At 74.8% G+C, this 26,054-nt stretch carries 24 protein-coding genes; 14 read left to right on the top strand and 10 right to left on the bottom strand.

Annotated elements, in window-relative coordinates; all coding sequences use genetic code 11:
- Positions 1-132 precede the first annotated feature (132 nt).
- The 8 genes from JIG38_RS03590 (at position 133) to JIG38_RS03555 (ending at position 8,472) form a co-directional block, all read left to right on the top strand.
- Positions 133-1,707: an ABC transporter ATP-binding protein gene (locus JIG38_RS03590; protein ID WP_199422330.1), complete on the top strand. Its 1,575-nt coding sequence runs from the start codon at positions 133-135 to the stop codon at positions 1,705-1,707.
- Positions 1,704-2,939: an ABC transporter permease gene (locus JIG38_RS03585; RefSeq protein WP_307844547.1), complete on the top strand. Its 1,236-nt coding sequence runs from the start codon at positions 1,704-1,706 to the stop codon at positions 2,937-2,939. Before JIG38_RS03590 ends, JIG38_RS03585 begins: the two co-directional genes overlap by 4 nt.
- Positions 2,936-4,231 (top strand): ABC transporter permease, encoded by a 1,296-nt coding sequence (locus JIG38_RS03580; RefSeq protein ID WP_307844546.1) that lies wholly within the window; start codon positions 2,936-2,938, stop codon positions 4,229-4,231. Before JIG38_RS03585 ends, JIG38_RS03580 begins: the two co-directional genes overlap by 4 nt.
- 8 nt (positions 4,232-4,239) lie before the next feature.
- On the top strand, positions 4,240-4,647 hold the full coding sequence (locus JIG38_RS03575; protein WP_199422328.1) for a cytidine deaminase: 408 nt from the start codon (positions 4,240-4,242) through the stop codon (positions 4,645-4,647).
- Positions 4,644-5,939, top strand: coding sequence for a thymidine phosphorylase (locus JIG38_RS03570; RefSeq protein ID WP_199422326.1), 1,296 nt, complete (start codon positions 4,644-4,646; stop codon positions 5,937-5,939). The genes JIG38_RS03575 and JIG38_RS03570 overlap by 4 nt, the downstream gene beginning before the upstream one ends.
- A gap of 7 nt (positions 5,940-5,946) precedes the next feature.
- Complete coding sequence (locus tag JIG38_RS03565; protein WP_199422325.1) at positions 5,947-6,957, top strand: hypothetical protein; 1,011 nt, start codon at positions 5,947-5,949, stop codon at positions 6,955-6,957.
- Between the two features lie 96 nt (positions 6,958-7,053).
- Complete coding sequence (locus JIG38_RS03560; protein WP_199422323.1) at positions 7,054-7,275, top strand: hypothetical protein; 222 nt, start codon at positions 7,054-7,056, stop codon at positions 7,273-7,275.
- A 60-nt stretch (positions 7,276-7,335) separates the two neighbouring features.
- Positions 7,336-8,472, top strand: coding sequence for an adenosine deaminase (locus JIG38_RS03555; protein ID WP_199422321.1), 1,137 nt, complete (start codon positions 7,336-7,338; stop codon positions 8,470-8,472).
- Positions 8,473-8,639: 167 nt separating this feature from the next.
- Here the strand turns inward: JIG38_RS03555 and JIG38_RS03550 are convergent, their stop codons facing one another.
- Genes JIG38_RS03550 through deoC form a run of 3 tightly spaced genes read right to left on the bottom strand, consistent with a single transcriptional unit; the run spans position 8,640 to position 12,033 of the window.
- On the bottom strand, positions 8,640-9,542 hold the full coding sequence (locus tag JIG38_RS03550; protein WP_199422319.1) for an aldehyde dehydrogenase family protein: 903 nt from the start codon (positions 9,540-9,542) through the stop codon (positions 8,640-8,642).
- Positions 9,542-10,990 (bottom strand): aldehyde dehydrogenase family protein, encoded by a 1,449-nt coding sequence (locus tag JIG38_RS03545; protein WP_199422317.1) that lies wholly within the window; start codon positions 10,988-10,990, stop codon positions 9,542-9,544. The genes JIG38_RS03550 and JIG38_RS03545 overlap by 1 nt, the downstream gene beginning before the upstream one ends.
- 8 nt (positions 10,991-10,998) lie before the next feature.
- The gene (gene deoC / locus JIG38_RS03540; RefSeq protein WP_199422315.1) at positions 10,999-12,033 is read right to left on the bottom strand and encodes a deoxyribose-phosphate aldolase; all 1,035 of its coding nucleotides are present in this window, start codon (positions 12,031-12,033) and stop codon (positions 10,999-11,001) included.
- A 93-nt stretch (positions 12,034-12,126) separates the two neighbouring features.
- On the opposite strand from deoC, the gene JIG38_RS03535 reads away from it, so the two are divergent.
- Both JIG38_RS03535 and JIG38_RS03530 read left to right on the top strand, forming a co-directional pair.
- Positions 12,127-12,933 carry a glycerophosphodiester phosphodiesterase family protein gene (locus JIG38_RS03535; protein ID WP_199422313.1) on the top strand — a complete coding sequence of 269 codons (807 nt, stop codon included), beginning with the start codon at positions 12,127-12,129 and terminating at the stop codon, positions 12,931-12,933.
- Between the two features lie 191 nt (positions 12,934-13,124).
- On the top strand, positions 13,125-14,198 hold the full coding sequence (locus JIG38_RS03530) for a right-handed parallel beta-helix repeat-containing protein (protein ID WP_199422310.1): 1,074 nt from the start codon (positions 13,125-13,127) through the stop codon (positions 14,196-14,198).
- A 145-nt stretch (positions 14,199-14,343) separates the two neighbouring features.
- Here JIG38_RS03530 and surE read toward each other — a convergent pair whose 3' ends face one another.
- The 3 genes from surE to JIG38_RS03515 are packed head-to-tail and all read right to left on the bottom strand — an operon-like array spanning position 14,344 to position 17,854.
- A complete protein-coding gene (gene surE / locus JIG38_RS03525; protein WP_199422308.1) occupies positions 14,344-15,120 on the bottom strand; it encodes a 5'/3'-nucleotidase SurE in 777 nt (258 codons plus the stop codon).
- Positions 15,117-17,009, bottom strand: a complete 1,893-nt coding sequence (locus tag JIG38_RS03520) for a phospho-sugar mutase (protein WP_199422306.1) — start codon at positions 17,007-17,009, stop codon at positions 15,117-15,119. The genes surE and JIG38_RS03520 overlap by 4 nt, the downstream gene beginning before the upstream one ends.
- Positions 17,009-17,854, bottom strand: coding sequence for a purine-nucleoside phosphorylase (locus JIG38_RS03515; protein WP_199422304.1), 846 nt, complete (start codon positions 17,852-17,854; stop codon positions 17,009-17,011). Before JIG38_RS03515 ends, JIG38_RS03520 begins: the two co-directional genes overlap by 1 nt.
- A 123-nt stretch (positions 17,855-17,977) precedes the next feature.
- On the opposite strand from JIG38_RS03515, the gene JIG38_RS03510 reads away from it, so the two are divergent.
- Positions 17,978-19,432, top strand: coding sequence for an NAD(P)H-quinone dehydrogenase (locus tag JIG38_RS03510; protein ID WP_372419746.1), 1,455 nt, complete (start codon positions 17,978-17,980; stop codon positions 19,430-19,432).
- A 6-nt stretch (positions 19,433-19,438) separates the two neighbouring features.
- Here JIG38_RS03510 and JIG38_RS03505 read toward each other — a convergent pair whose 3' ends face one another.
- Positions 19,439-19,891 (bottom strand): iron chaperone, encoded by a 453-nt coding sequence (locus tag JIG38_RS03505; RefSeq protein WP_199422300.1) that lies wholly within the window; start codon positions 19,889-19,891, stop codon positions 19,439-19,441.
- A gap of 222 nt (positions 19,892-20,113) precedes the next feature.
- Here JIG38_RS03505 and JIG38_RS03500 point away from each other — a divergent pair, with 222 nt between their 5' ends.
- Entirely contained in the window at positions 20,114-21,499 is a 1,386-nt protein-coding gene (locus JIG38_RS03500; protein ID WP_307844543.1) for an MFS transporter, read from the top strand.
- On the opposite strand, the gene JIG38_RS03495 is transcribed toward JIG38_RS03500, so the two are convergent.
- Entirely contained in the window at positions 21,496-22,032 is a 537-nt protein-coding gene (locus tag JIG38_RS03495) for an NUDIX hydrolase (protein WP_199422298.1), read from the bottom strand. The genes JIG38_RS03500 and JIG38_RS03495 overlap by 4 nt on opposite strands.
- Before the next feature lie 200 nt (positions 22,033-22,232).
- Between JIG38_RS03495 and JIG38_RS03490 the strand changes: the two genes are divergently transcribed.
- Both JIG38_RS03490 and JIG38_RS03485 read left to right on the top strand, forming a co-directional pair.
- On the top strand, positions 22,233-22,760 hold the full coding sequence (locus tag JIG38_RS03490; protein ID WP_199422296.1) for a GyrI-like domain-containing protein: 528 nt from the start codon (positions 22,233-22,235) through the stop codon (positions 22,758-22,760).
- Between the two features lie 86 nt (positions 22,761-22,846).
- Entirely contained in the window at positions 22,847-23,191 is a 345-nt protein-coding gene (locus JIG38_RS03485) for a hypothetical protein (RefSeq protein ID WP_199422295.1), read from the top strand.
- Between the two features lie 61 nt (positions 23,192-23,252).
- Here JIG38_RS03485 and JIG38_RS03480 read toward each other — a convergent pair whose 3' ends face one another.
- Together JIG38_RS03480 and JIG38_RS03475 are read right to left on the bottom strand one after the other, a co-directional pair.
- On the bottom strand, positions 23,253-24,044 hold the full coding sequence (locus tag JIG38_RS03480; protein WP_199422293.1) for a hypothetical protein: 792 nt from the start codon (positions 24,042-24,044) through the stop codon (positions 23,253-23,255).
- A 133-nt stretch (positions 24,045-24,177) separates the two neighbouring features.
- Positions 24,178-25,968: an acetyl/propionyl/methylcrotonyl-CoA carboxylase subunit alpha gene (locus JIG38_RS03475; protein ID WP_199422290.1), complete on the bottom strand. Its 1,791-nt coding sequence runs from the start codon at positions 25,966-25,968 to the stop codon at positions 24,178-24,180.
- Between the last annotated feature and the right edge of the window lie 86 nt (positions 25,969-26,054).

The following is a 26,054-nucleotide window of genomic DNA, read 5'->3' as shown; positions in this document are numbered from 1 at the left end:
CCGCCCGGTCGCCGTCCGAGAGGACGTCGACGAAGGGCCTGTGGTGGCGCGACGTCGCCTCACTACTCTCAAGTGCATCACCCGACGTGGAGGCGAAGACGCCGTGAACGAGGAACACCGCGAGGAGCGCTCGTGAAGCTGGAGCTGCGGGGCATCACCAAGCGGTTCGGACCCCTGGTCGCGAACAACGCGATCGACCTGACCTTCGAGCCCGGCGAGATCCACGCCCTGCTCGGGGAGAACGGGGCCGGCAAGTCGACCCTGATGAACGTCCTCTACGGGCTCTACCAGCCCGACGACGGCCAGATCCTCGTCGACGACCAGCCCGTGCGCTTCGCGGGGCCCGGCGACGCGATGGCCGCGGGCATCGGCATGGTGCACCAGCACTTCATGCTCGTCCCGGTCTTCACGGTCGCCGAGAACGTCGTGCTCGGGCACGAGCCGACGTCGGGCCCGGTCGGCGTCATCGACCTCGCGGAGGCGCGTCGGCTGGTCCGGGAGATCTCGGACCGCTTCGGCTTCGCGGTCGACCCCGACGCGCTGGTCGAGGACCTGCCCGTCGGCGTCCAGCAGCGCGTCGAGATCATCAAGGCGCTCAGCCGCGACGCCAAGGTGCTCATCCTCGACGAGCCGACGGCCGTGCTGACGCCGCAGGAGACCGACGAGCTCATCGCGATCATGCGTCAGCTCAAGGACGCCGGGACCTCGATCGTCTTCATCACGCACAAGCTGCGCGAGGTCCGGGCGGTCGCCGACCGCATCACGGTCATCCGTCGCGGGACCGTGGTCGGGACGGCCGAGCCGACCGACAGCGAGGCGCAGCTCGCCTCCCTCATGGTCGGCCGCACGGTCGACCTGGGTGTCGACAAGGCCCCCGCCGACCCGGGCGACGCGACCTTCCGGATCGCCGACCTCAGCGTGCTCGACGCCGTCGGCACGCGCGTCGTCGACGGCGTGAGCCTGGAGGTGCACCGGGGGGAGATCCTCGCCATCGCGGGCGTCCAGGGCAACGGCCAGTCCGAGCTCGCCGAGGCGATCCTCGGCCTGCGGCCCGCGACCGCCGGCTCGATCACGCTCGACGGCCGCGAGCTGCTCGGGAGCAGCGTCGACGACGTCCTGCGCGCGGGCGTGGGCTTCGTGCCCGAGGACCGCAGCACCGACGGCCTCATCTCGACGTTCTCCATCGCCGAGAACCTCATCCTCGACCTGCACGCGCAGCCGCCGTTCGCGCGCCTGGGCGCCATCGGCCCCGGCCGGGTCGCGGAGAACGCGGCGCGCCGCGTCCAGGAGTTCGACGTCCGGCTCACGTCGGCCAAGGACCCGATCAGCACGCTCTCGGGCGGCAACCAGCAGAAGGTCGTCCTCGCCCGCGAGATGTCCCGGCCGCTGCGGCTCCTCGTCGCGAGCCAGCCGACGCGCGGCCTCGACGTGGGCTCGATCGAGTTCGTCCACAAGCGCATCGTCCAGGAGCGCGACACGGGCACGCCCGTGATCATCATCTCCACCGAGCTCGACGAGGTCCTGGCCCTCGCCGACCGGATCGCCGTGATGTACCGCGGCCGCGTCATCGGCGTCGTGCCGGGGGACACGAGCCGCGACGTCCTCGGCCTCATGATGGCCGGCGCCTCCGCGGAGGAGGCCCAGCGCGAGGCCGCGACCCACCGCACCGTGCTCGGCGACGCCGACAGCAAGGGGAACGCCCAGTGACCGTCACCGACACGCTCGTCGCGCCCTCGGCGCAGCCGAGCACCCCGCCCCAGGGCGAGCAGCGCTCGCTGCTGCACCGCGTCCTCGACGCCTCGTGGCTCACGATCGTGCTCGCGATCCTCATGGCCCTGCTGGCGTCGTCCGTGCTCATCGCCGCCGCCAACGCCGAGGTCCAGGCGGCCGCCGGCTACTTCTTCTCGCGCCCGTCGGACATGCTCGGCGCGGCGTGGGACGCGATCTACTCCGCGTACTCGGCGCTCTTCCGCGGCGCGGTCTTCGACTACCAGGCCGAGGGCGTCCGCCGCGTCCGGCCGATCACAGAGACGATGACGGCCTCGGTGCCGCTCATCCTCACCGGCCTCGGCCTGGCCGTCGGCTTCCGCTCGGGCCTGTTCAACATCGGCGCCCAGGGGCAGGTGCTCGTGGGCGCGGCCGCCGCGACCTGGGTGGGCATCTCGTTCCCCCTCCCGGTCGTCGTCCACGTCGTGCTCGCGTGCGTCGCGGCCTTCGTCGTCGGAGCCCTCTGGGCGGGCATCGCGGGCTTCCTCAAGGCCCGGACCGGCGCCAACGAGGTGATCGTGACGATCATGCTCAACTCGATCGCGTTCTACCTCATCTCCTACCTGCTGACGACGAGCCTGCTCCGCCAGGGCGGTACGCGGCCGATCTCGCCCGAGGTCGCGGAGACCGCCCTGATGCCGCGCATGCTCGGGTTGCAGTTCCGCCTCCACTGGGGCTTCGTCGTCGCCCTGCTCGTGGCGGTGCTGGTGTGGTGGCTCATGGAGCGCTCGGTGCTGGGCTTCCAGTTCCGCGCGGTCGGCGCCAACCAGCGCGCGGCGCGCACGGCCGGCATCCGGGTCAACCTCGTGTTCGTCCTCGTCATGCTCGTCGCGGGCGGGCTCGCCGGGCTCGGCGGTGCGATGCAGATCCTCGGCACCGACCGCACGCTCCAGGCGACCAGCGCGGGCTCGATCGGCTTCGACGCCATCACGGTCGCGCTGCTCGGCCGCTCCAAGCCGCTGGGCACCGTGCTCGCGGCCCTCCTGTTCGGCGCGCTGCGCGCGGGGTCCCCGCTCATGCAGACGTCCGCCGACACCCCGATCGACATCATCCTGGTCATCCAGGCGTCGATCGTGCTGCTCATCGCGGCACCCGTGCTCGTGCGCGAGCTGTCCCCGCTGCACCGCGTGGCGCAGCTCTTCGGCTACCGGATGAAGGAGGCCCGCGCGTGAGCATCCAGACCGACCCGGTCCCCAGCAGGATCGTCGACCCGGCCGCGGAGGCCGTGCAGGCCCGGATCTCGTGGCGCGGCCCGATCCTCTTCCTCGGGCTCGGCCTCGTCGCCCTCGTCTTCTTCGCCCTGCTGACGCCGGGCGCCGAGGAGACGCGGTTCATGGTCGCCACCCGCGACGACCTCGTGCAGATCGCGCCGTTCGCGGTGCCGTCGCAGCTCACCGCGCTGATCCTCTCGGTCGGCGCGCTCGGCCTCGCCGCGTACGCGACCTGGCTCACCCGTGCGCGGCGCGCCGTCCCGACGTGGCTCCCGCTCGTCTTCGGTGGCCTCGTCCTGCTCGCGTTCCTCGTGTGGGTCATGGCGGGCAACACCAACGCCCTGCCCCTGACGGTGCTCCTCACCGGGGCCCTGACGCTCGCGGTCCCGCTCATCTTCGGCTCGCTCGCGGGCCTGCTGTGCGAGCGGTCGGGCATCATCAACATCGCCATCGAGGGCCAGCTGCTCGGCGGCGCGTTCCTCGCCGTCGTCGTGGCGAGCCTGACGAACAACCCGTACGCGGGCCTCGTCGCGGCGCCCGTCGCGGGCGCGCTCGTCGGGCTCGTGCTCGTGATGTTCGCGGTGCGCTACTGGATCGACCAGATCATCGTCGGCGTCGTGCTCAACGTGCTCGTCGTCGGCGTGACGAACTACCTGTTCTCGACGGTCCTCACGCAGAACCCAGAGACGCTCAACTCGCCGCCCCGCCTGCCCACGCTCCCGATCCCGTTCCTGTCGGAGATCCCCGTGCTCGGGCCGGTGCTCTTCAAGCACTCGATCGTCGTGTACCTCATGTACGTGGCGGTCGCGGTGCTCCAGGTCATGGTGTTCCGCAGCCGGTGGGGCCTGCGCATGCGGGCGGTCGGCGAGCACCCCAAGGCGGCGGACACGGTCGGCATCAAGGTCAACCGGACCCGCGTGCTCAACACGGTGCTCGGCGGGGCCGTCGCCGGCCTCGGCGGCGCGGCGCTCGTCTCGGCGGGCCTCGCGTTCACCAAGGAGCTGACGTCCGGCAAGGGGTACATCGCCCTCGCCGCGATGATCCTCGGCCGGTGGAGCCCCAAGGGCGCCCTCGCCGCCGCGCTGCTCTTCGGCTTCGCCGACTCGCTGCGCCAGGTGCTCAACAACCTGGGCTCCCCGGTGCCCAGCCAGTTCCTCTCGATGCTCCCGTACCTCGCGACGATCTTCGCCGTCGCGGGCCTCGTCGGGCGCGTGCGCCCGCCGGCGGCCGAGGGCATCCCCTACAAGAAGTGAGTGCACCCATGACGCAGGCATCCGACGTCGACTGGGAGGCGCTGCGGGCGGCCGCCCGGGACGTCATGACCCGGGCGTACGCGCCGTACTCCGACTTCCCCGTGGGGTGCGCGGCGCTCGTCGACGACGGCCGCGTCGTCGTCGGCTGCAACGTCGAGAACGCCTCCTACGGCGTCGGCCTGTGCGCCGAGTGCGCGCTCGTCGGCGCGCTGCACGTGTCGGGCGGCGGGCGCCTCGAGGCGTTCGCGTGCGTCGACCGGCACGGCAACGCGCTCATGCCGTGCGGGCGGTGCCGCCAGCTGCTGTGGGAGGCGGGCGGCCCGGCGCTGCTCGTCGACACGGTGAGCGGGATCCGCCCCATGACCGAGGTGCTCCCCGACGCCTTCGGGCCCGACGACCTGGTGGAGCGAGCATGAGCGCCGAGACGCACGACGCCGTCGACGTCATCCGGGCCAAGCGCGACGGGGGTCGCCTCGACGACGCGCAGATCGACTGGGTCGTCGACGCGTACACGCGCGGCGTCGTGGCGGACGAGCAGATGTCCGCGCTCGCCATGGCGATCCTGCTCAACGGCATGGACCGCGCGGAGATCGCGCGCTGGACGGCCGCGATGATCGCCTCGGGCGAGCGGATGGACTTCTCGTCCCTCTCGCGCCCGACGGCGGACAAGCACTCGACCGGCGGCGTCGGCGACAAGATCACGCTGCCGCTCGCGCCGCTCGTCGCGGCGTGCGGCGTCGCGGTGCCGCAGCTCTCGGGCCGCGGCCTGGGCCACACGGGCGGCACGCTCGACAAGCTCGAGGCGATCCCCGGCTGGCGCGCGGCGCTGAGCAACGAGGAGATGATGCGGCAGCTCGAGGACGTCGGCGCCGTCATCTGCCAGGCCGGCTCGGGCCTCGCGCCCGCCGACCGCAAGCTCTACGCGCTGCGCGACGTCACCGGGACCGTCGAGGCGATCCCGCTCATCGCGAGCTCGATCATGAGCAAGAAGATCGCGGAGGGGACGGGGGCGCTCGTGCTCGACGTCAAGGTCGGCAGCGGCGCCTTCATGAAGGACCTGGACCGGGCGACCGAGCTCGCGCGCACGATGGTCGCGCTGGGCACGGACGCCGGCGTGCGGACCGTCGCCCTGCTCACCGACATGTCGACGCCCCTCGGCCTCACGGCCGGCAACGCGCTCGAGGTCCGCGAGTCGGTCGAGGTGCTCGCCGGCGGCGGGCCGCCGGACGTCGTCGAGCTCACGCTCGCGCTGGCGCGCGAGATGCTGCAGGCGGCGGGCCGCGGCGACGTCGACCCCGCGGACGCGCTCGCCGACGGCCGCGCGATGGACGCGTGGCGGCGCATGATCGCCGCCCAGGGCGGCGACCCCGACGCGACGCTGCCGGTCGCGCGCGAGACCGACGTCGTGCTGGCGCCCGCGGACGGCGTGCTCGTCGGGCTCGACGCGCTCGCCGTCGGCGTCGCGGCGTGGCGGCTCGGCGCGGGACGTGCGCGCAAGGAGGACGTCGTCCAGGCGGGCGCGGGCGTCGAGCTGCACGCGAAGCCCGGCGCGCTCGTCCGCGCGGGAGAGCCGCTCATGACGCTGCACACCGACACCCCGGAGCGGTTCGCGCGGGCGCGCGAGGCGCTCGAGGGTGCGGTCACGATCGCGCCCGAGGGCGACCGCCGGGCGGTGCCGCTGGTGCTCGGCCGGATCGCCGCGGACTGACGCCGCCGTGGGGCTGCAGCTGACGACGTTCCTCCACCGGCTCGGGTCGGTGGGGGCGGCGCTGCGGCCAGGCGTGGCAGGCCCGGTCGCGCCGGGGCTCGGCGGCGGATCGGCCGGCTCCGGAGCGGCTGCCGGGATGCACGGCGCGGACCTGCGCGACCTCACCGCCGAGCGCGTGCGTGGCCTCCTCCCGGTCGACGACCGCGAGAGGTTCGACGGCCTCGTCACGGGCAGCCGGGACGCCGTCGTGCTGCGCCGGACGCTCGCCGCGACGGCGTCCGTCGCCGCGGTCGCGGAGGTGGCGGAGGCCCTGGCGGACGCCGACGCGTCCACGCGGCGCGCGGTGCGCGAGCCCGTCCGCGCCATGGCCCGTGCCGGGCGGCAGGGCGACGGGACGACGTGCGGCTCGTCGGTGCTCACGATGCTCGCGGCCCACGGCGACCCGACCCTCGCGCTCTGGCTCGCGGCCGGCGTCGTCGTGCGCTCGGCGCGGCCGCCCGAGCTGGCCGACGCGCCCGACGGCGCCCTGCGTGCCCTCGCGGAGGCGCCGCGCGAGGCCCGGTTCGCCTCGGTGCAGCGTGTCCTCAAACGACGGACGAGCCGGGGCGCGGTCCTGGGCGCGCCGTGGCCGGCGCGCTACGGCACGCCGCCGTGGACCGCCGCACGGGTCGCGCGCCTGCTCGGCGTCCCCTACGGCCACCATCCGCTCGACGACACCGACCGCCCGCATCTCGACGCGGCGCTCGACCGGGTCGGGCGCGCGGTGTCCCTCGGCGTGCCCGTCCCGCTCTACACCGGCGGGGACTCCGGTCGCGGGTGGGGCACCGCGGTGCCGCGGCACGTCGTGCTCGCGCTCGACGCCGACGGCGACGGCCTGCACGTGTGGGAGCCGGGCAGTGGCGCCGTCGTCGTCGCGGACCGCGCCGCGCTCACCTCCGGACGTCCGCACGCCGCTCTCGGTCACTGGAACCACCTCGTGTGGGTGCTGCCGCCGCGGCTCCCCGGCGTGACGGCCTGAGTACGCCCGCGGCGCCCGGGGTGGCAGCCCGCGTCCACGGTGACCACGATGGGGGAGGGCCCACGTCCGGGCCGCGCCGACGACGAGGAGGACGCGATGAGCACGCTCCCGGGTGACGACTCCTGGGCCGACGCCGGCCTGGTGACGCCGGACAGCAGCGAGGTCCCGTCCGCGGAGCGCACCACGGTGCCGGTCGACCCCGAGCACCAGCCCCGCGCCCCGCGCCCGGACCTGCGCGACGAGGCCGCGGAGCCCGACGTCGTCGAGCAGGCGCAGGAGGTGCCCGACGACGGGTCCGAGGAGTACCCGGAGCAGTAGCTGCGGCGGCCGGGACGGGCCGAGGGGCGCGGGGGGTCCGCGTCCCGATAGCGTGCTGCCATGAGCCGTTCCGCTGAGCCCCTGACGACCGAGGCGATCGCCGCGCTGCCGAAGGTCCTCCTGCACGACCACCTCGACGGGGGACTGCGCCCCGCGACGATCGTCGAGATCGCCGCCGAGGTCGGGCACGAGCTGCCGACCACCGACCCGGAGGCGCTCGGGCGCTGGTTCGTCGAGGCGGCCAGCTCCGGGTCGCTGCCGCGGTACCTCGAGACGTTCGACCACACCATCGCGGTGATGCAGCGCGCGGAGGACCTGCGGCGCGTCGCGCGCGAGGCCGTCGTCGACCTCGCGGCCGACGGTGTCGTGTACGCCGAGCAGCGGTACGCGCCCGAGCAGCACCTGCGCGCGGGCCTGAGCCTGCAGGACGTCGTGGACGCGGTGCAGCAGGGCCTCACCGAGGGCGTCGAGGAGGCGGCCGCGGCCGGGCGGCGCATCCGCGTCGGCCAGCTCGTCACCGCGATGCGGCACGAGAACCGCGGTCAGGAGATCGCCGAGCTCGCCCTGGCGAACCGCGAGCGCGGCGTCGTCGGCTTCGACATCGCCGGCGCCGAGGACGGCTTCCCGCCGTCGCGGCACGTCGCGGCGTTCCGGACGCTGCGCCAGGCGCACTTCCCGGTGACGATCCACGCGGGTGAGGCGGCCGGCCTCGACTCGATCTCCGAGGCGCTGCACGTGGGCGGTGCCCTGCGCCTGGGTCACGGCGTGCGGATCGCGGACGACATCACGTTCGGCGAGCGCACCGAGGAGGACCCGAGCGGGCTCGGGGTCGCGTCCCTCGGCTACGTCGCGCACTGGGTCCGCGACCAGCAGGTGCCGCTCGAGCTGTGCCCGACGTCCAACGTGCAGACGGGCGCGGCGGCGTCGGTCGCGGACCACCCGATCACGGCGCTCGGGGCCCTGGGCTTCGCGGTCACGGTCAACACGGACAACCGGCTGATGTCCGGCACGTCGATGACCCAGGAGATGCAGCGGCTGGTCGAGGAGGCCGGCTGGTCGCTCGCCGACCTGCGCGACGCGACCCTCACGGCGGCGTGGAACGGGTTCATCCACCACGACGAGCGCCAGGCGCTGGTCGACGAGGTCATCGAGCCGGGCTTCGTGCCCCAGGGCGCGGGCGGCCGCCACCGCGCCTGACGGCGCGGGCCGCCGCCTTCGCGGCGTGGGGGGGGGGGGGGGGGGGCGGGGGGCCCCCCCCCCCCCCCCCCCCCACACGGGCGCAGCCACTGGCCGCGGCGAGCGTGTGTGGAGGTTCCGTCCCGCTGCGCGGTACGCGGCCCACGTCGTGGCCGAGCACGTGCGGGTCAGGTGCCCTTCGGGTGCCAGACCGTCTTGGTCTCCGTGAACGCGAGGATGCGGCGTGGCCCGTCGGGGACGGCGGTCCAGTCCTGCTCGGCGTCGTCGAGGGCCGGGCGCAGGACGCGCTTGACGTTCCCCGACGCCTCGGCCTCGAGCTCGCCCCACGCGACGCCCTCGGCCAGGGCGGCCCCCGCGAGGTCGATCGCGTTGACGTCCATGTGCCCCGCGAGGTGCGGCGCGATCTCGGCCGTCCGCCCGGTGAGCACGTTGACCACGCCCTTCGGCACGTCCGACGTCGCGAGGACCTCGGACAGCGTGATCGCCGGGAGCGGCCGCCGCTCGCTGCTCACGAGCACGACGGCGTTCCCCGTGACCAGCGCGGGCGCGAGCACGCTCACGAGGCCAAGGAGCGAGGACCGCTGCGGCGCGAGCACCGCGACGACGCCGGTCGGCTCGGGCACCGACAGGTTGAAGTACGGACCGGCCACCGGGTTCGCGGACCCGGCGACCTGGGCCACCTTGTCGGTCCAGCCCGCGTACCAGACCCACCGGTCGACGGCCGCGGAGACGACGTCGTCGGCGGCGGAGCGCGAGACCCCCTCGCCCGCCGCGACCTCGTCGACGAACTGGGCGCGCCGGCCCTCCAGCAGCTCGGCGACGCGGTAGAGCACCTGCCCGCGGTTGTAGGCCGTCGCGCCCGCCCAGCCCGGGTGCGCGGCGCGCGCGGCGACGACGGCGTCGCGCGCGTCCTTGCGCGAGCCGAGCGCGGCGTTCGCGAGGAAGGCGCCGTCGGCCGAGGTCACCTCGTACGTGCGGCCGGACTCGCTGCGCGGGAACGCGCCGCCGATGAACAGCTTGTAGGTCTTGCGGACGTCCACGCGCGTGGGCGTGCGGGCCTCGGTCGCCATCAGTGCGTGCTCCCCTCGACGAGGTACGGCGCCAGGCCGTGGCGCCCACCCTCGCGGCCGTGGCCGGACTCCTTGTACCCGCCGAACGGGCTGGACGGGTCGAACCGGTTGAACGTGTTCGCCCAGACGACGCCGGCCTTGAGCCGGTCCGCCATCCACAGGATGCGCGAGCCCTTCTCGGTCCAGACGCCGGCCGACAGCCCGTAGGGCGTGTTGTTGGCCTTGGACACCGCCTCGTCGGGCGTGCGGAAGGTGAGGACGGACAGCACGGGCCCGAAGATCTCCTCGCGCGCGATGGTGTGCGCCGCGCTGACGTCGGTGAAGACCGTCGGCGGGAACCAGTAGCCCTGCTCGGGCAGCTCGCACGCGGGGCTCCACCGGGTCGCGCCCTCGGCGGTCCCGGCGTCCGCGAGGCGCGTGATCCGCTCGAGCTGTGCGGCGGAGTTGATCGCGCCGACGTCGGTGTTCTTGTCCATCGGGTCGCCCACGCGCAGCCTCGCGAGCCGCTCCTTGAGCCGGTCGACGACCTCGTCCGCCACGGACTCCTGCACCAGCAGCCGCGACCCGGCGCAGCACACCTGGCCCTGGTTGAAGTAGATGCCGTTGACGATGCCCTCGACCGCCTGGTCGATCGGCGCGTCGTCGAACAGGATGTTCGCGGCCTTGCCGCCGAGCTCGAGCGTGACGGTCTTCCGGGTGCCCGCGATCTCGCGCGCGATGCGCTTGCCGACCGCCGTCGAGCCGGTGAACGCGATCTTGTCGACGCCCGGGTGCGCGACGAGCATCGCGCCCGTCTCCCGGGCGCCCGTGACGATGTTGACGACGCCCGCGGGCAGCTCGGCCTGGCGCAGCAGGTCCGCGAAGAGCAGCGCCGTGAGCGGGGTCGTCTCGGCGGGCTTGAGCACGACCGTGTTGCCGGTCGCGAGGGCCGGCGCGATCTTCCACGCGAGCATGAGCAGCGGGAAGTTCCAGGGGATGACCTGGGCGGCCACGCCGTGCGGCCGGGGCCCGACGCCGAACCCGGCGTGGTCGAGCTTGTCCGCCCAGCCCGCGTAGTAGAAGAAGTGCGCGGCGGCGGTGGGCACGTCGACGTCGCGCGACTCGCGGATCGGCTTGCCGTTGTCGAGGGTCTCGAGCACCGCGAACTCGCGCGAGCGCTCGGCGAGCAGACGCGCGATCCGGAACAGGTACTTGGCGCGCTCGGAACCCGGCATCGGGCCCCAGACCTTCTCCTGCGCGCGCCGCGCGGCCGCGACGGCGCGGTCGATGTCAGCCTCGCCCGCCTCGGCGACGTCGGCCAGAACCTCCTCGGTCGCGGGGTTGATCGTCTTGAACATGGTCCCCGCGGCCGGGTCGACGAACTCGCCGTCGATGAAGAGGCCGTAGGACGAGGCGATGTCGACGACCGCGCGCGACTCGGGCGCGGGGGCGTACTCGAAGTTGCTCATGTCAGCCTTCAGTCGACGGTGACGTAGTCGGGGCCGGAGTACCAGCCGGTGCGGAGCTTCTGACGCTGCTGGAGCACGTCGTTGAGCAGCGAGGACGCGCCGAACCGGTACCAGTCGGGGTCGAGCCAGTCCTCGCCCGCGGTCTCGTTGACCGCCACCAGGTGCTTGATCGCGTCCTTGGACGTGCGGATGCCGCCCGCGGGCTTCACGCCGATCTGCACGCCGGTCTCGCGGCGGAAGTCCCGGACCGCCTCGAGCATGAGGTTCGTCACGGGCAGGGTCGCGGCCGGGCTGATCTTGCCCGTGCTCGTCTTGATGAAGTCGGCGCCCGCGAGCATCGCGAGCCACGACGCGCGCCGCACGTTGTCGTACGTCGCGAGCTCGCCCGTCTCGAGGATGACCTTGAGGTGCGCGGTGGCGCCGTTCTCGCGGCACACCTCGCGCACCGCCACGATGTCCTCGAAGACCCGCTCGTAGCGTCCCGAGAGGAACGCGCCGCGGTCGATGACCATGTCGATCTCGTGCGCGCCGGCCTGGACGGCCTCGCGCGTGTCCGTGAGCCGCACGTGCCGGCTCGCGCGGCCCGACGGGAACGCGGTCGCGACCGCGGCGACGTGCACGCCCGAGTCGCCGAGCGCCTCGACCGCCACGGGCACGAGGTCGTTGTAGACGCAGACGGCGGCGACGCGCGGGCAGCTCGGGTCGCCGGGCTCGGGCTGGACGGCCTTCGCGCACAGGCCGCGGACCTTGCCCGGGGTGTCGGCGCCCTCGAGCGTCGTGAGGTCGATCATCCGGATGATGAGGTCGAGCGCCCAGGCCTTCGCCGTCGTCTTGATCGAGCGCGTGCCGAGCACCGCCGCGCGGCCGTCCGCGCCGACCTGGTCGACGCCCGGGAGGCCGTGCAGGTAGCGGCGCAGCGAGGCGTCGTCGAGCGCGGAGGTGCCGACGACGTGCCGCGCGATCTCCGCGAGCTCGGACGCGGTCCGCTCGGGTGGCCGCTCGGGGGTGCGTCCTGCTGCCGGCGTCGTTGCCGTGGTGGTCATCGCCCGATCCTACCCACGGGTAACACCGGGAGAACCCGCCCGGCGCGGCGTCGCGGCGGGTCGCGCCGGGCAGCGCTGGAGGGGTCGCCCGGGATGCCCCAGGCTGTCCCCGTGAGCCCCGCACCGCCGCCCCGGACGGCCTACCTCGACCACCCGGGTCCCATCCCGTTCGCGCACCGCGGCTTCGCGCCCGACGGCCGCGAGAACTCCATGGCCGCGTTCGCCGCGGCCGTCGAGCTCGGCTTCCGGTACGTCGAGACCGACGTCCACGCGACGTCCGACGGCGTGCTCGTGGCCTTCCACGACGAGACCCTCGACCGCGTGACCGACGGCCGGGGTCCAGTCGCCGCGCAGCCCTGGTCCACGGTGCGCGCGGCCCGCATCGGCGGCACCGAGCCGGTCCCGCTGCTCGAGGACCTGCTCGGCACCTGGCCCGAGCTGCGCGTGAACATCGACGCCAAGGCGGACGCCGCCGTCGGCCCGCTCGCCGACGCGATCGAGCGCACGCGCGCCCACGAGCGCGTGTGCGTCGCGTCGTTCTCCGACGCGCGCCGCCGCGCGGTCCTGCGCCGTCTTTCGCGGCCCGTGGCGACGTCGGCCGGAAACGCGTCGGCTGCTGCGTTCCGCGCCGCCGCCGCGACCCGCTCGGTGCGCGCGGTCGCCCGCGCCCTGCGCGACGTCGACTGCCTCCAGGTGCCCGAGCGCCACCGCCGCGTCCCCGTGGTCACCGCGGCGACGGTCGCCGCGGCGCACCGCGCGGGCACGCCCGTGCACGTGTGGACCGTGAACGACCCGGCGGACATGCGCCGCCTGCTCGACCTCGGCGTCGACGGCCTCGTCACGGACCGCGCGGACCTGCTGCGTGAGGTGCTCAGTACGCGCGGTGAGTGGGTGGGGTGACCCGTACCGGCGGTTCCCCGACGCTTGCCCGACCCTCGCGCGGAGGACCGTCACCCTTTCCCGGAAACGGACAAATGGGTAGATTTCGCGCGTGCCGGTTCGGCGTCGGGGTCAGTGCCAGCTACTCGACGAGGCAGTGCCAGCTGCTCGACGCCCCGACCCGCCGTCATCGGAGCTGAAGGGGGCACACCATGCGCAAGGGCCTGCTAGTCGCAATCGCCTCCACCGCGATCGTCCTCACCACCGCCCTGCCATCGTCGGCTGCAAGCGGAGACCTCGCGTGCGGCGACACGGTCACAGGGACCGTCACCCTGACCCGCGATCTCACGTGCACCGACGTCGGCCTGCGCATGACCCCAGGCGCCACCCTTGACCTGGGCGGGCACACTCTGCGCGGCCCAGGAAGCAGCGGCGTCGCGCTTCCCGTCGACGCCGACATGCCCCTCGGCAGCCCGGTGACAGTGCGCAACGGCACGATCAGGGACTGGGGTTGGGTATTCACCACCGACGACTTCAACTCGCTCGCGGTCCGCATCGCCGACGCGTCGTTCACGTCCGTCAGCGGGGACGTCCTCGGCTCCATGGGGCTGAACGCGACCATCGACCGTTCGATCTTCAGAGATGCCGCGCCAGGGTTCTTCTGGGGTGGGTCGCTTACCGTGCGTGACAGCACCTTCGTCGACAGCTGGATCGAAGGTGGGCCGAGCATCCCGGTGATCACCGTGACCAGATCGACCTTCACCCGCGCCGGCATCGGCGGCAGCTGCACCGACGGCGGCCAGATCGCAGTCAGTGACTCGCGCTTCACCTCGGGGCACGGTGGCGTCCTCGCCGGTTGGTGCCGCCTGACCATCACCAGGTCGGACTTCCGCGACCTCGAGACCGCCGTCCGCGCCGAGAAGAACTCAGCGATCGGGAGCCTGGGAACTCACGTTCTGGCGGAGAACCGGTTCAGCCGCAACGGCGTCGCGCTCGACCTGACCCACCGAGCCGAGGTCACAGACTCCGAGTTCACCCGAAATCGTGTGGGCATCATCTCCGAGACAGCCTGGCTCGAGGGCGCTGCTGTCGAGGACATCACGCTCTTGCGGAACACCTTCAGCCGCAACGGCGATGGCGTCATCATCGACACGCTGGCCCACGTCGGCGACAACACCGCGACCCGCAACACGGCCTACGGTCTGTACGTGCCACGCGCGGTGGACCTCGGCGGCAACGTCGCCAACCGCAACGGCGTGGACTGCGTCGGCGTGGTCTGCCCCTAGTCGACGGACTGCCATACGCCCCTCGGCGTCGGGGCCCGCGTCGCGCTCGGTCTCCCAAGCCGCCACCGCGGGCAGAACCACCCAGGGCTCTCGCCAGGGACGTGCGTATGTCCCGATGTCGTGACCGTAGGGGTCACCGAGGTGGTCAGATCGGTCCGTCGAGCTCCGGGAAGTCGACGGTCGGGACCGCCCACGGCGCCTGGAGCGTCGTGACCGTGGCCCAGCCGGCGGCGAGCAGGCCCGCGTCGGACGTCGTGTCCGAGGCGAGGTCCCAGCCGTCGTAGCCGAGCTGGAGCTCGCCGACGCCGTCGTCGCCCAGGTGCCGGTCGACGCGTGCCTCGACGACGCCGAACGGCGCGAGCGGCGCGACGCGCACGCCGCGGAGCAGCTCGGGCGGCACGTCGGGGACGTTGACGTTGAGCACGCCCTCCCCTGCGGGCCGGCCCTCGAGCCAGCGCAGCGCGTGCGCCGCGACGACGCCCGCGGTCTCCCAGTGCCGCGGGCGGTGTCCTGCGGAGGAGACCGCCATCGACCGGATGCCGAAGGTCAGCGCCGCGAGCGCCGCGCCCACGGTGCCCGAGTGCAGCACCGCGTGGCCCGTGTTCGGGCCCCAGTTGATCCCGGAGAGCACGACGTCGGGCCGCGGCCCGAACGCGTCGTGCGCCGCGAGGAACGCGACGAGCGCGGGCGCGCCGCCCACGGCCCAGCACTCGACGTCGTCGGCGACCCCGGGCGCGCGGCGCCGCTCGACCTCGACGCGACCGCGCGCGTCGATGCCGAACAGCGCCGCGGACGCGCCCGAGTGCTCGACCGCGGGCGCCGCGACGACGACCTCGTAGCCGGCTGCGCGCGCGACGTCGACGAGCGGCGCGAGCCCGGGGGAGTCGATCCCGTCGTCGTTGGTGACGAGCGCGCGCTTCACAGCCCGAGCGCCGCCGCGACGTCGGCACGCACGGCGTCGAGGCGCTCGCGTGCGGCACGGCGCGCGGCGCCCACCGGGTCGTCCGACCCGTCGTCCGTCACGGGCACGATCACCTCGAGGTAGCACTTCACCTTGGGCTCGGTGCCGCTCGGGCGCACGACGACGCGCGTCCCGTCCGCCGCGACGAGCCGCAGCCCGTCGGTCGGCGGCAGCGCGTCGACGCCCTCGCCGCTGCCGAGCGACAGGTCGGTGAGCTCGACCACCTCGGACCCGGCGAGCGTGGCGGGCGGCGCCTCGCGGACCCGTGCCATGGTCGCCGGGATCTGCGACAGGTCGCTGAACCGGACGGAGAGCTGGTCGGTGAGGTGCAGCCCGTGCTCGACGGCGAGGTCGTCGAGCAGGTCGAGGAGCGTGCGTCCCCGGGCCTTCGTCGTCGCCGCGAGCTGGGCCAGCAGCAGGGCGGCCGAGAGGCCGTCCTTGTCGCGCACCCGCGCGGGGTCCACGCAGTACCCGAGCGCCTCCTCGTAGCCGAACACGAGGCCCTCGACGCGCGAGATCCACTTGAAGCCCGTGAGCGTGGCGCGGTGCGCCATGCCCTGGGAGGCCGCGATCCGGGCGAGCAGCCGCGAGGACACGATCGAGCTCGCGAGGACGCCGTCGCCCGAGTCCGGGTGGGCCCGGCGCCAGCGCGACGCCCGGTCGAGCCCGAGCAGCGCGCCCACCTCGTCGCCGTGCAGCATGCGCCAGCCCGACGAGCCGACGGTGTCGGGCCCGGTGGCCGAGGTGGTGTGCCCGACGCGCGGGTCGCGGACGGCGGCGGCGCACCGGTCGGCGTCGGGGTCGTTGGCGAGGACGAGGTCCGCGTCGAGCTCCTCCGCGAGCGCGAGCGCGAGGTCGATCGCGCCCGGCTCCTCGGGGTTGGGGAACGCGACCGTCGGGAAGCGCGGGTCCGGGAGGGCCTGCTCGGGGACGATGTGCAGGTCCGCGAAGCCCGCGCCGCGCAGGAGGCGCTCGGCCGTGTGGCCGCCGACGCCGTGCAGCGGCGTGAGGACGATCCGCAGGTCCCGCGGCGTGCTCGGGTCGGCCAGGGCGCCGACCGCGGTGAGGTAGCCCTCGACGAGCTCCTCGCCGAGGACGGTCCAGCCGCCCTCGGTGCGCCGCACGGACGCGACCGACGGCACGGCCGCGATGCGCGCGGCGATCTCGGCGTCGTACGGCGGGACGATCTGCGAGCCCTGGCCGCTGTCGGTGACGACACGTCCGCCCAGGTAGACCTTGTAGCCGTTGTCCGCGGGCGGGTTGTGGCTCGCGGTGACCATGACGCCCGCGTCGGCGCCGAGCTGGCGCACGGCGTACGCGAGCACGGGCGTCGGCAGGGGCTCGGGCAGCAGGAGCGCGTGGCCGCCCGCGGCCGTGACGACCGCGGCGGTGTCCCGCGCGAAGACGTCGGAGGAGAAGCGCGCGTCGTAGCCGATGACGACGCGCGGGCCCTCGACGACGACGCCCCCGCCCTCACCGCGTCGCGCCTCGAGCGCGTCCGTGAGGTAGCGGATGAGGCCCGCCGCGGCGCGGATGACGACCGCGCGGTTCATCCGGTTCGGCCCGCCGCCCATCGCGCCCCGCAGGCCCGCGGTGCCGAACTCGAGCGTCCCGCGGAAGCGGTCCGCGAGTTCGGTCACCGCCACGTCGCGCAGCTCCGGGTCGGCGTCGCCGTCCTGGGCCGTGGCCAGGAGCACGCGCAGGTGCTCGGCGGTCTGCGGGTCGGGGTCGTCGTCGATCCACGCCTCGACCTGCGCGACGAGAGCCGCGTCGAGCACGGCCGCCTCGCCCGTCGGCGAGCCCGACGCCTCGCTGTCGCCGGTGGCCGTCACGTCCTGCTCGGCGGCCATCAGAGCCGCCCGACGACGTCGGCGAGCAGGCGGCTGATGCGCGGCGCGGCCGCCTGGCCGGCCTCGATCACCTCGGCGTGCGAGAGCGGCTGGTCGCTGATCCCCGCGGCGAGGTTGGTCACGAGCGAGAGCCCGAGCACCTCGAGCCCCGCGTGCCGCGCGGCGATCGCCTCGAGCGTCGTCGACATGCCGACGAGGTCCGCCCCCATGACGCCGGCCATGCGGACCTCCGCCGGCGTCTCGTAGTGCGGGCCACGGAACTGCGCGTAGACGCCCTCGGGGAGGCCGGGGTCCACCTCGTGCGCGAGGTCGCGCAGACGCTGGGAGTAGAGGTCGGTGAGGTCGACGAACGTCGCGCCCTCGAGCGGCGACGTCGCGGTGAGGTTGAGGTGGTCGCGGATGAGGACGGGCGTGCCGGCGGCCCAGTCGGGGTTGAGCCCGCCGCAGCCGTTCGTCAGGACGACCGCGCGGGCGCCCGCGGCGGCCGCCGTCCGGACGCCGTGCACGACGCGGCGCACGCCGCGTCCCTCGTACAGGTGCGTCCGCGACCCGAGCACGAGCGCGTGGGCGCCGTTCGCGAGCCGGATCGAACGCGTCGTCCCCACGTGCCCGACGACGGCGGGCGCGCTGAAGCCGGGCAGCTCGTGGCTCGGCACCGCCGCGACGGTCTCGCCCAGCAGGTCGGCGGCACCGCCCCAGCCCGAGCCGAGGACGAGCGCGACGTCGTGGCGCTCCACCCCCGTCCGCTCGGCGAGGACGGCGGCGGCCGCGCGGGCCACCTCGAACGGGTCGGTGGCCGGGTCGTCCAGGGTGGTGACGTCGCCGGCGCTGGTGCTCGCACTCATGTGCCCGAGGCTAGCGGCGCGCCGGGGCCCGTGCCGCGTCCCTGGTCCCGCCCGGCGGGCCGGGCGCCGTGATCGTGCCGGTCCGGCAGGCGGGTGCACGGCGCGGGGCGGCACAATGCCCGGGTGACCGCCACCACGCCCGGCCTGGCCTCGCCCGCCCCCGCACCCGAGACCCCGCCCGGCCGCCCGCCGCAGCGGGTCGTCGTCGTCGGCGGAGGGCCCGGCGGCTACGAGGCCGCCCTCGTCGCGCGCCGCTCGGGCGCGGACGTCACGCTCGTCGAGCGCCAGGGCCTCGGCGGCGCGGCCGTGCTGACCGACGTCGTGCCCTCGAAGACGCTCATCGCCACGGCCGAGTGGATGACGATCGCCGACCGCGCCTCCGAGCTGGGCATCCGGACGGTCGGCCTGCCCACGGACACGCCCGTGCGCGGCCACGAGGTCGACCTCGGCAAGGTCAACGCGCGCGTCGTCGAGCTCGCGGCCGCGCAGTCGGCCGACATCCGCACGCGCCTCGAGACCGAGGGCGTGCGGGTCGTCGAGGGCACGGGCCGGCTCGACGGCCCCGAGCGTGTCGTGACCGAGGCGGGGGACAGCTTCGACGCCGACGTCGTGCTCCTGGCCACCGGCGCCACGCCGCGCGTGCTGCCCGAGGCGATGCCGGACGGCGAGCGCATCCTCACGTGGACCCAGCTGTACACGCTCACCGAGCTGCCCGAGCGCCTCGTCGTCGTCGGCTCGGGCGTCACGGGTGCCGAGTTCGCGGGCGCCTACAACGCGCTCGGCGCCGACGTCGTCCTCGTGTCCTCGCGCGACCGCGTGCTCCCGGGCGAGGACGCCGACGCCGCCCAGGTGATCGAGGACGTCTTCACCTCGCGCGGCATGACCGTCATGAGCCGCTCGCGCGCCGCAGGCGCGGTCCGCACGGCCGACGGCGTCGCGGTGACGCTCGCCGACGGGCGCGTCGTCGAGGGGTCGCACTGCCTCATCGCGGTCGGCGCGATCCCGAGCACCGAGGGGCTGGGCCTCGACGAGGCCGGCGTGCGGCTCACGGAGAACCGCTACATCGAGGTCGACAAGGTCTCGCGCACGAGCGCGCGCGGGGTCTACGCGGCGGGCGACTGCACGGGGGTGCTGCCGCTCGCGTCCGTCGCCGCCATGCAGGGTCGGATCGCGATGGCGCACGCGCTCGGCGACGCCGTCCAGCCGCTCGACCTCACGGAGGTCGCGGCCAACATCTTCACCGCGCCCGAGATCGCGACCGTGGGGCGCTCGCAGACCTGGCTCGAGGAGAACGCGGTCCGGTTCGTGGCGAGCACGCTGCCGCTGCGTCGCAACCCGCGCGCGAAGATGCTGGGCATCCGCGACGGCTTCGTCAAGGTGTTCGCGCACGCCGCGACGGGCATCGTCCTGGGCGGCGTCGTCGTGGCCCCGCGCGCGGGCGAGCTCATCTTCCCGCTGACGCTCGCCGTGAACCACCGGCTCACCGTCGACCAGGTCGCCGACTCGTTCACCGTGTACCCGTCGCTCTCGGGCAGCATCGCCGAGGTCGCGCGCGTGCTCCACGCCCGCCAGGCCTGACGGGCGTCAGGAGGCGGCCCGCGCCACGAGCTCGCGGATCAGCGCCTCCTCGCCCGCGCCGAGCCGCGTCAGCGCGTACGACGTCGGCCACAGGGCGCCGTCGTCGAGCGCGGCCTTCTCCTCGAAGCCGAGCGTCGCGTAGCGCCCCTTGAACTTCTCGGCGGCCTTGAAGAAGACGACGACCGACCCGTCCTTGGTGTACGCGGGCATGCCGTACCAGAGCCGCGGCACGAGCCCGGGCGCGACCTCGCGGACGATCGCGTGGATGCGCTCCGCCATGACGCGGTCGGCCTCGCCCATCTCGGCGATCTTCGCCAGGACGGTCTCCTCGGGGTCGACCTTGTCGGCTCGCCGGGCGGCGCGCACCTCGCGCGCGCGCTCCTTCATCGCGGCGCGCTCGTCCGCGGTGAAGGTCGCGTCGTCCTCGGCGGTGGTGCGGGCCGTCGTCGGGCTGGTCATGGTTCCTCCTCGGCTGCGGTCCGCGTCGTCCGGACCGTTCGTCGTCAGGATGCCCGGCGGCACCGGTCGGTGGCTTCTCCGGAACTGATCGATCGCGGTCCGGGCAGAGGTGTACGCCCCGGGGGTCCCTTGCCGCGGGCGGACGCACCGCCCATCCTGGGGTCCCGCTGGTCACGCGCGGCCCCCGGCCCGTGGACCGACCCCCGAAGTCGTGAGGTCGCCGTGAGCCGAGGAGATGCCATCCCCCCCGCACCGGAGGGGGCCGGGCGCACGCGCGTGCTCGCGCTGTCCACCACCGGGTTCACGCTCATGTTCGCCGTGTGGCTGATGTTCGGCGTGCTGGGCATCCCGATCCGCGACGAGTTCGGCCTGACCGACGTCGAGCTCTCGTGGCTGACGGCGACGGCGATCCTCAACGGTGCGCTGTGGCGGCTGCCCGCGGGGCTCCTCGCGGACCGGTTCGGCGGGCGCCGCGTGTTCCTGGCCATGCTCGTCGCGACTGCGGTGCCGACGTTCCTGGTCTCGCAGGCGACGAGCTTCGGGATGCTCCTCGTCGTCGCGTTCTTCGCCGGGTTCGCGGGGAACGCGTTCAGCGTCGGCATCGCCTGGAACTCGGCGTGGTTCCCGCGGGAGCGCCAGGGCTTCGCGCTCGGGGTCTTCGGCGCGGGCAACGTCGGCGCGTCGGTGACCAAGCTCATCGGCCCGGCCCTCATCGCCGGGGCGCCCGCGCTGACCGTCGCGGGCCTGACGTTCGAGGGCTGGCGCTTCGTCCCGCTCGTGTACACGGTGCTGCTGCTGGCCATGGCGGTCGCCGTCTGGGTGCTGACGCCCCGGCACGACCCGACGCCGGGCCGGGGGCGCTCGCTGCGGTCCATGCTGGCCCCGCTGCGGGACGTGCGCGTGTGGCGGTTCAGCCTCTACTACCTCGTCGTGTTCGGCGCCTACGTCGCGCTGGCCGCGTGGCTGCCCAAGTACTACGTGGACGTCTTCGACGTGCCGCTCGCCACCGCCGCCCTGCTCACCGCGCTCTTCATCTTCCCGGCGAGCCTCCTGCGGCCCCTGGGCGGGCACCTCGCCGACCGGTTCGGCGCCCGGGTCGTCATGTACGGCACGTTCGCGACCATGCTCGTCGCGACGGGCGTCCTGATGATGCCGTACGGCTACATCGTGCTGCGCGTCTCGCCCGAGGTGGAGCCCAGCGGCGTCCGCGAGGTGCTCCCGTACGAGCTGGGGGTCGGGGCGTTCACGGCGCTCGTCCTCGTCGTCGGGGTCGCGATGGGGATCGGCAAGGCCGCGGTCTTCAAGCACATCCCCGAGTACTTCCCGGCCGACGTCGGCGCCGTGGGCGGCCTGGTCGGGACGCTCGGCGCCCTCGGCGGGTTCGTCCTGCCGCCGCTGTTCGCCTACCTGCAGGCGTGGACGGGCATGCCCCAGTCGACCTTCTTCCTCCTCTTCGTGCTCACCGCCGTGAGCGCGTTGTGGATGCACGTGACCATCCACCGCATGCTCGGCCAGCGCGCGCCCGAGGTCCGGACCGTCATCGACGAGCCGCAGGACGCGCAGGACGTCGCGGAGCGGGACGCCGCGATCGTCGCCGACCGGGCCTAGGGGAGGTCGAGCCGGCGCCGCAGGGCGGGCCAGCTCGCGGCGAAGGCGGGCAGGAGCGGGCGCGCGTCGACCGCGTCGACGGCGACCCACGCGATCTCGAGGCTCTCGGCGTCGGTCGGGCGCACGTGCTGCGGCCCCGTCGCGCGCGCGACCACGGTCGTGTAGCGCCACGGGCCGTGGTCCAGCACGTGGAGGTCGTGCACCTCGAGCCCGCCGGGGTCGACGCCGGCCTCCTCGGCGGCCTCGCGGACCGCGCCGTCGACGGGCGTCTCGCCAGGCGCGAGGGCGCCGCCGGGCAGCGCCCACGTGCCGCCCTGGTCCGACCACAGGGCGCGGTGCTGGAGCACGACCTCGTGACGGCCGTCGTCGGGCCCGCGCCGGTGCAGCAGGAGCCCTGCCGCGCCGTGCACGCCCCAGTGCCGGCGGCCGCACGCGCACTCGACCCAGGCGTCGCCCGAGTGCCGGCCGCCGGGTCGGTGGCCGTCGGTGCCGCCGGGTCCCGGGACCGCGTCGTCGAACGGGCGTCCCGCCACGTGCCACCTCCCGCGGCCCACCCTAGGCACGACGCGACGGCGGCACCCGCCGACCCGCTCCGACCGGACCGACCCGGGGCGGGTCCCCGGCCGTGCGCGGACAGGTCCTCCCGCGGTCCCGAGGGACCTTCGGCACTGGGGTCCGGCGCCCGGGCGCGCCACGGTCGAGAGGACCACCACGGTGCACGGAGGAGGACACGATGGACGAGTTCGGCGTGGTCGAGCAGCTCGAGCGCCCGACGGCGGGCGTGCGCAGGGTCGTCCGGATGGACGCGATCTCGGAGGCGTTCCAGGCGCTCGACACCGTGCTCGCGGCCCTCGGTGACCGCGGCGTCGCACCGGCGGGCCCGCCCTACGCGCGGTACCGCGGCGAGCCGACCGACGTCGTCGACGTCGAGGTCGGCTTCCCCGTCGAGAGCACGGCGCCGCTCGCGGCCGCCGACGGCTCGGGCGCCCCCGAGCTCGTGCTCGGCGCGCTCCCCGCGGGCCTCGCCGTCGAGACCGTCCACGCCGGTGCCTACGACGGGCTCGGCGCGATGTACGGGCGGCTCACGGCGTGGATGGCGGAGCACCACCTGCAGCGTGGCGAGGACTCGTGGGAGATCTACGAGTCCGGGCCGGCGTCGGATCCTGACCCGACGACGTGGCGCACACGCGTCGTCGTGCGCGTCTCCGGCCCGGGGCTCGCGTCGAGCGGGGCCGGAGCCGAGGCGGGGGCACGGGCCTGAGCACGCCGCCCCGACGCCGCCACCAGGGCCCTTGGACCCTGGGGTCGGGCGGCGTCGTCGCCCTTGACTGGACCCGGGAGGTCACCATGGAGGCACGTCACGTCCGGCGCACGGTGCTCGTCGGGACGGCCCTCGTCCTGCTGCTCCTGGCCGCCTGCGCCCCGGGGGCCAACGACGCGATCACGAGCGAGCCGGGCGCCGCGGGCTTCTGGCTCGGCCTGTGGCACGGGATCATCGCGCCGGTGACGTTCGTCGTCTCGCTCTTCACGGACACCGTCAACGTCTACGAGGTGCGCAACACGGGGAACGGGTACGACGCCGGCTTCATGCTCGGCCTGCTCGTCGCGCTCGGCGGGCCCGCGCGCGGCGCGGGCGCGTCCGCGCGGGCACCCCGCCGCGCCCCCCGGGACCGCCGGGGCGTCGGCCGCTGAGACCCCGAGGTGTGACCGCCTCAGCCCGCAGGTCCTCAGCCCGCACGCCTCAGGTGGACGATCAGCCCGCGCGGCCCGCCGGGTCCGTCGGGGGCCGGGTGGCGTCGCGCCGCGCGCGCCGCACGGACAGCGTCAGGAGGACCACGCCGGCCGCCGCGAGCAGCGCGGGCCAGACGACGCCGGCCAGGCTCTCGTCGACCAGGGTGCCGAGCGCGACGACGAACGACAGCAGCAGGAGCACGACCGCCGGGACGAGCGGCCAGCGCATCCGTGCGGGTCCGGCGGCCCCGGCCGCGGCCGTCGGCCTCCCCGTCGGCACCACGGCGAGCAGCGCGAACGTCAGGCCGAGGCCCAGCAGCAGGACGGCGCCGCCCGTGCCCTCGCCCACGGCGCCCTCGACGAGGGCCACGAGCGCGAGCGTCACGAGGACGCCGCCCGGGATCAGCGCCCACCAGCGGCGGTGGTCGCGCAGGTGCACGGTGAGGAAGCCCGCGCCGGCGAGGGCGAGGAACGCCGCGCCCGCGAGGTCGGCGTCGCCCACCGGCGGCTCGACGTCCTCGAGCACGACGGCGGCCGCGAGGCCCAGCAGCACGCCCGCGGGGATCGCGCCCCACCAGCCCTGCGGGCCGGAGCGGACGACGAGGGCGAAGGCGACGGCGCCGACGGCGAAGGCGGGTCCCCACAGGAGGGCGTCGCGGTCGACCACGGCGAGGCGGTCGAGCAGCAGGAGGCCGCCGACCGCGAGCAGGATCAGCCCCCAGACGGTGGTCGCGTCGACGCCGCGCGAGGGGCGGGTGGCGGGTGGGGGCGCCACCTCGCTCGGGTGTTCCGGTGCGGGGCTCTGCAGGCTCATCGTCGTCTCCCGGTCCCGGCGCACCGCGGCGCGCCGCCTCACGTCACGACGTCACGATGGCGCCGCGCGCGCACCCGGGACCAGGGACCGACGTCCCCTGCCGCCGGGGCGGGCGTCCCGCTGGGACGCCCGCTCAGCCGACGATCTCGCAGATGGCGGTGCCCGCGCTGACGCTCGAGCCGACGCCGGCCGCGAGCCGCTGGACGGTACCCGCGCGGTGGGCCACGAGCGGCTGCTCCATCTTCATGGCCTCGAGCACCACGACGAGGTCGCCCTCGGCGACCTCGTCGCCCTCGGTCACGGCGACCTTGACGATGGTGCCCTGCATGGGCGAGGCGAGGGTCGTCCCGTTGGCGCCTGCGGCACGTGCGGGGCCGCGGGCACCGGCCTGGCGGCGCGGGCGTGCCGCGGCACGCGCCCGGCCGGAGCCGAGCCCCAGGCCGATCGGGAGGACGACCTCGAGACGCTTGCCGCCGACCTCGACGACGACGCGCTCGGTCTGCGGCTCCTCCGGCTCGGCCGGTGCGGCGGCGGTCTCCCCGGCCCGTCCCAGGGCCGCGAGCGTCTCCGCGAACTCGGTCTCGATCCAGCGCGTGTGCACCGTGAAGGGCTCCGCCGGGTCCGCGGGCACGAACGCGGGGGAGTCGAGCACCGCGCGGTGGAAGGGGATGACGGTGGGGATGCCGACGACCTCGAGCTCGGCGAGGGCGCGCCGCGCGCGCTCGACCGCCTGGGTCCGCGTCGCGCCCGTGACGACGAGCTTGGCGATCATCGAGTCGAACGCGCCCGAGACGGTGTCGCCCTCGACGACGCCGCTGTCGACGCGGACGCCGGGGCCGCCCGGGAACCGGAGCGTGGTGATCCGCCCCGGCGTCGGCAGGAAGCCCGCCGCAGGGTCCTCGCCGTTGATCCGGAACTCGAGCGAGTGGCCGCGGACCGGGACGGAGTCGTAGCCGAGCGGCTCGCCGGCGGCGATGCGCAGCTGCTCGCGCACGAGGTCGACGCCGCTGACCTCCTCGGTGACCGGGTGCTCGACCTGCAGGCGCGTGTTGACCTCGAGGAACGAGACGGTCCCGTCGCGGGCCACGAGGAACTCGCACGTCCCGGCGCCGACGTAGCCGGCCTCGCGCAGGATCGCGATCGACGCGTCGCGCAGCAGCGCCTCCTGCTCGTCGGTGAGGAAGGGCGCGGGCGCCTCCTCGACGAGCTTCTGGTGGCGGCGCTGGAGCGAGCAGTCGCGCGTCGAGACGACGACGACCGTGCCGTGCTCGTCCGCGAGGCACTGGGTCTCGACGTGGCGCGGGGAGTCGAGGTAGCGCTCGACGAAGCACTCGCCCCGGCCGAACGCGGCGGTCGCCTCGCGCACCGCCGACTCGTACAGCTCGACGATCTCGTCGTGCTCGCGCGCGACCTTGAGGCCCCGGCCGCCGCCGCCGAACGCGGCCTTGATCGCGACGGGCAGGCCGTGCTCCTCGGCGAAGGCCTGGACCTCCTCGGCGCCGGTCACCGGGTCCGGCGTGCCCGCGACGAGCGGTGCGCCCGCGCGCTGGGCGATGTGCCGCGCGCTGACCTTGTCGCCGAGCGCCTCGATCGCCGCGGGCGGCGGGCCGATCCAGACGAGCCCCGCGTCGATGACGGCCTGGGCGAAGGCCGCGTTCTCGGCGAGGAAGCCGTAGCCGGGGTGCACCGCGTCGGCGCCCGACCGCCGGGCGACGTCGAGCAGCTTGCCCATGTCGAGGTAGGTCTCGGCCGCCCGAGCGCCGCCGAGCGCGAACGCCTCGCCGGCGACGCGCACGTGCAGCGCCTCCCGGTCCTGGTCGGCGTAGACGGCGACGCTCGCGATCCCCGCGTCGGCGCAGGCCCGCGCGATGCGGACGGCGATCTCGCCGCGGTTGGCGATGAGGACCTTGTGGATGTCGGGCACGGCTCACCGTAACGTCACCCGCCCGCGCCGTTCACGCGGCGCCCGGTCGACCCCCGAGCGTTGTTCGGATCGGCAACCGGCCTCCG

Source organism: Actinotalea solisilvae, from assembly GCF_016464425.1.
GTDB lineage: Bacteria > Actinomycetota > Actinomycetes > Actinomycetales > Cellulomonadaceae > Actinotalea > Actinotalea solisilvae.
The sequence above is the reverse complement of the archived record's forward strand: the minus strand, read 5'-3'. Positions and strand labels throughout refer to the sequence as shown.